The sequence below is a fragment of the Mesorhizobium sp. M7A.F.Ca.CA.004.06.1.1 genome (genome assembly GCF_003999135.1).
Classification (GTDB): domain Bacteria; phylum Pseudomonadota; class Alphaproteobacteria; order Rhizobiales; family Rhizobiaceae; genus Mesorhizobium.
Genome location: NZ_RZPQ01000490.1, coordinates 1 through 4,486, shown reverse-complemented (window position 1 = coordinate 4,486; position 4,486 = coordinate 1). Strand labels below are relative to the sequence as shown.

Here is a 4,486-nt window from a genome sequence, read left to right as displayed (position 1 = left end):
TGAGGGACATTGTGGCCTGCGTATTGGAACTCGGATTATGCATTTACGCATATTTTGGTTTGCAACTTCGCTAGTGCAAACCGCTTCGCGAGACAAGCGCCCAAAAAACACAAGCGCAAAGCCACGGACTGGCCTTCTCAGCCGCTTTCGCCTATAGGACGTCCATTCCAATGGAGAGTGGATGTCCACTTACGCTCAGTCCCGGTAAGGCCCTGACCTCTTGGCGAGGCAGGGCAGAAAACCTGAAACCCCGTGCCGCGAAGCTTCGCGGCGGCGGCATTTTTTGTTTTCCCGGAAAACTCTCACATGGATATTTCGCGCACTGAACAGCGCATCCTGCACCTGCTCGCGCAGGGCGGACGCATTGAAATCGAAAAGAACGACAAGAAGCGGATCGCCTCCGTCAAATGCCTGACCCGCGACGGCTGGCACTATCCGGACGTCGATCTCGACATGTTTCGAAAGCTGAAGCGGAAGAAGGCGGTTTCTTCGTCGGGAGGCGGCCCCTACCGCATCACCCGGCGCGGGCTCGCACTCGTCCGCTCCGAACTCGACAACAGGTAGCCCGCGGTTCCGCCGGTCGGTTCTCCGGCCGGCGGTTCGCCTCACCGTTCAGGCAGTGGCGATATAGGCCCTGATCTGGTCGGCCTCGCGCTCGACATCCTCGATGCGGCGCTTGACCACGTCGCCGATGGACACGATGCCATCGAGCATGCCGTCCTTTTCCACCGGCAGATGGCGGAAACGGCCGCGGGTCATAATCTCCATCACCTCGTTGACGGTGTGATTTTCGTTGCAGATCTTCACCTTCGGCGTCATCGCCGAACGCACCGCGATATCGAGCGCGGCTCCACCTTCCCGGGCGACAACCCGGACGATGTCGCGCTCTGACAGGATGCCGACGATCTTGCGATCGCCATTGGTGATGACCAGCGCACCGATCTTGTGCTCTGCCAGGATGCGGATGGCTTCGCTCAGCTTTTCGTTCGGCCCGAGCGTCAACACGTCATGGCCTTTTCTCTCGAGAATTGCCTTCACCGTCATGGCGTCCTCCTCTGCTTTGCCTGCCGGTTCCTGCCCTGACCGGCCTTCACGTAAGAGTGAACATCGTGCGCCGTGATCGGTTGCATTTCAAGTGCGGTGGTCAGTCGTCTCCCACTCGGGCGCCTGCCATCGCCTGTCGAACCAGCGCAGGCCGAAGAAGCCCGCGACAAAGCCGCCAATATGAGCCTCCCAGGCGATCTGACCATCTACCCCTGGGGCAAACCCGAGCAGGCCGGTGGCGAGATTGATGACCATCCACATGGCGAGGAAGATCACGACACCGCGCAGGCGCAATACGAATGCGATCGGCAGCACAGGGCCGGCGAAGGCGGCCTTGCCGGCCGAACGGTCGGTGCGGAAGCCGAAACGCGCCGCAGCCCCCATCATGCCCGATATCGCACCGGAAGCCCCGACCAGCGGCGCCTCACCATAAGGATGCATCGCCCAGAAAAGCGCGACCGAAGCCAGCCCGGTTGCGGCAAAAAACAGCGCGAACCACAGCGCTCCCAGACGGTTTGCCAATGGTGAACCAAACGCGGCGAGCCACACCATATTGATGGCGATATGGGCAAAGCCGCCATGCATGAAGGCATAAGTGAAGGGCCGCGAAAACAGGAACCAGTCGAAGCCGTATTGCCCGGTGTAGAGAACGGGGATGAAGGCCCCGTCATACAGCAATGTCATCTGCTGGGATTCGCTCAACACATATTGCTGCAACAGGTAGACGACGACACAGATGCCGATCACCGCCAGCACGACGGGCGGCAGGTTGAACACCGGCTCGCGCCGCGGTTCAGGTGCGCCCTCGACCGGGTCGACTTCCGAGGGAGATGCCGGTTCACTCATTTGAAATTGCACTCTGCGGGATTCGGGGCTCGAGCATCTAGATCACCACGGACCGAACCGCAAACCGCGAATCGCCGCGGCGCGAATCAAAAAAGAAGCCGTTCAAGGTTTCCCTTGAACGGCTGGTCGAGCCCCCTGCTCCCCTAAAACTCTTGACTGAAGTGCTGCCGATCGTCGCGAAACGACCGCTTCTGGAGTGGTTTTTGTGTGCCACGGGGCTCGCTTCGATGCAACGTAAACCACTTGTTAACCTTAACGGCCCCGACCCGTGAACAAGTGTTAACGACGCTGGCACGCTTCCTGCTCCGCAACGCATGTAGGTCATCGGAGGGCGCCCTTCTGTTCACCGATGGGACATCAGACGACAGATTGCGCGGAGCAGCATAGTATGAACCAGAATGGATCGATCACGCTGTTCCAATATTGGAACCGCCTGCGTGATGGACGCCCTGCCCCGAAGCGTTCGGAGGTCGAGCCGGCCGACATCAAGTCGCTGCTGGCCGACACCTTTATCCTGGAGCGGGACACGCGCGGACAGGCCGTATTCCGGCTGGCCGGCACCAGGCTTTGCGCCTGCTACGGCCGCGAACTCAAGGGGTTTTCCTTTCCATCGCTGTGGCGCGAGAAGGATCAGCGGCTCGTCTCGCGGCTGATCCATGGCGTCTTCGAGCAGAAGTCGGTCGTGCTCATCAGCTATGAGGGTTTCAGCCGCAACGGGCGCTCCAACAAGTTCGAACTGCTTGCCCTGCCGCTGGACGGCGGTGTCGAAAATCCGCGTTGCCTGGGCGTCATCAGCGCCGTGGAGAAGCCCTTCTGGCTGGGTGCCGATCCGATCACCGACGCGTTGATCGATTCGATACGCGTCATCGATCCGGAGAAGGAGCTTCTCAACAATCGCCCGGCGATCGATGTTCCCTCGCTCGTTCCCGATGAACTTGGAGCACCCGAGACGATCTCGGCGCTCGGCCGGGCGCGCCGCATCCGCCATCTCGTCGTGTTCGATGGCGGGCGCGAGGAATAGTCCGTTTGCGGCCTGATGCACGTCGCCCAAAACTGCGCGGCTGTTTTGGCACCGCGACCTGCAAAAAGGAAACCCCTGGAGCGCCCGCTTTTTCCCTTTGTTAACCCGCTTTGTTGTACTTCTCTGATGAAGTTCCTCGCATCGGCGCGCGGGATGCCAAACGGGGTGTAGGCAGTCATGAGGTCAGCGGCGGTCGACTATGCGCCGTCCCAAGCTGAAAGGCGTAACTTTCAGCGCGTCCGGGTTAAAATCTACGGACGCTTCATGCTGGAAGACCGCACCGAACACCCCTGCCAGGTCGTCGACATGTCACCGGGCAATGTCGCGTTTCGCACCGACCGCATCGGCATGCCCGGCGAAAAAATCATTGCCTACATCGATCATATCGGCCGCATCGAAGGTGTAGTCACCCGCACCTTGCAGGACGGTTTCGCGATGACCGTCATCGCGTCGGATCGCAAGAAGGACAAGCTGGCCGCGCAATTGACCTGGCTCGCCAACAAGCATGAACTCGACCTGCCGGAAGATCGCCGCCACGAGCGCGTCGCGCCGCGCAATCCGACCAGCGTGCTGCAGCTCACCGACGGCCGCCAGTACCAATGCCGTATAATCGACCTTTCGCTCTCCGGCGCCGCGGTCGAGATCGACGTCAAGCCGGCGATTGGCATCCAGTGTGGCCGGTTTTTTGTTTTCGACGCCATGACCGGCATGCTTAGCCCACTCTTGGCGGGCTTGGGAGCCCTCCGCGCACCGAGATTGGCGCCTCAATATGCAAACGAATTAATACTCAAATGATTCAAATTTTACGTTTATTCTACTGGAGTTTTACTCAATATCTACTTCGAGCTTTTGCGTCAAATAAATCCACATGTGGCAATGTCTCCTTCGAACGGGGAGACTACAACAATGAAGAACACGAGGGGCAAGCTGTTGCTGGTGGCAATGGCGATGCAGCTTTCCGCTTGGGGATCAGCATATGCCGCGGGACCGGCCTATATGCACACCGGCGGACGCACCACCCAGCCTGTTGGCCATTATGAGTTCTGCCAGCGCAGTCCTGGCGAATGCAGCGAACGGACCCCGAAGGGTGCGCCGGTCGAACTGACCCGCAAACTGTGGGCGACGATCGTCAACATCAACAATTCGGTCAACACTCGCATCAAGCCGCGCACCGACATGGAAAACTACGGTGTCGAGGAATATTGGGCCTATCCGGCCAATGGCTATGGCGATTGCGAGGATTACGCGCTGGAAAAGCGCCGCGAGTTGATGGATGCGGGCGTGCCGGCCGGCAATTTGCTGATGACAGTGGCGCGCCAGCCGAATGGCGACGGCCACGCGGTGCTGACCGTGCGCACGAGCCTGGGAGAATTCATCCTCGACAATCTCGAGACCAAGGTCCTGTCCTGGACGGACACCGACTACACCTATCTCAAGCGCCAGTCGGACCAGAATTCCGGCGTTTGGGTGACGATCAATGACGGCCGCTCCGACGCGGTCGCCAGCGTCCGCTAGAACAGAGCTCAAGCGCGCCGCGTGAATGCGAGGCGCTTCAGGAGAAACCCGGTCGAGTCC

At 59.9% G+C, this 4,486-nt stretch carries 6 protein-coding genes; 4 read left to right on the top strand and 2 right to left on the bottom strand.

Translation table 11 applies throughout. From position 1 onward, the window contains the following. Window positions 1-306: 306 nt before the first annotated feature. On the top strand, window positions 307-564 hold the full coding sequence (locus EN906_RS24125) for a YjhX family toxin (protein WP_127269620.1): 258 nt from the start codon (window positions 307-309) through the stop codon (window positions 562-564). Between the two features lie 48 nt (window positions 565-612). On the opposite strand, the gene EN906_RS24120 is transcribed toward EN906_RS24125, so the two are convergent. Together EN906_RS24120 and EN906_RS24115 are read right to left on the bottom strand one after the other, a co-directional pair. Continuing rightward, window positions 613-1,044 carry a CBS domain-containing protein gene (locus tag EN906_RS24120; protein ID WP_027039198.1) on the bottom strand — a complete coding sequence of 144 codons (432 nt, stop codon included), beginning with the start codon at window positions 1,042-1,044 and terminating at the stop codon, window positions 613-615. Between the two features lie 87 nt (window positions 1,045-1,131). Further along, on the bottom strand, window positions 1,132-1,890 hold the full coding sequence (locus EN906_RS24115) for a rhomboid family intramembrane serine protease (RefSeq protein ID WP_127269621.1): 759 nt from the start codon (window positions 1,888-1,890) through the stop codon (window positions 1,132-1,134). A gap of 388 nt (window positions 1,891-2,278) precedes the next feature. Here EN906_RS24115 and EN906_RS24110 point away from each other — a divergent pair, with 388 nt between their 5' ends. The 3 genes from EN906_RS24110 (at window position 2,279) to EN906_RS24100 (ending at window position 4,426) form a co-directional block, all read left to right on the top strand. After that, window positions 2,279-2,911, top strand: a complete 633-nt coding sequence (locus tag EN906_RS24110; RefSeq protein WP_023812148.1) for a PAS domain-containing protein — start codon at window positions 2,279-2,281, stop codon at window positions 2,909-2,911. A 177-nt stretch (window positions 2,912-3,088) separates the two neighbouring features. Next, the gene (locus tag EN906_RS24105) at window positions 3,089-3,706 is read left to right on the top strand and encodes a PilZ domain-containing protein (RefSeq protein WP_236383445.1); all 618 of its coding nucleotides are present in this window, start codon (window positions 3,089-3,091) and stop codon (window positions 3,704-3,706) included. A gap of 111 nt (window positions 3,707-3,817) precedes the next feature. Beyond that, complete coding sequence (locus tag EN906_RS24100) at window positions 3,818-4,426, top strand: transglutaminase-like cysteine peptidase (protein WP_127269622.1); 609 nt, start codon at window positions 3,818-3,820, stop codon at window positions 4,424-4,426. Window positions 4,427-4,486: the final 60 nt, after the last annotated feature.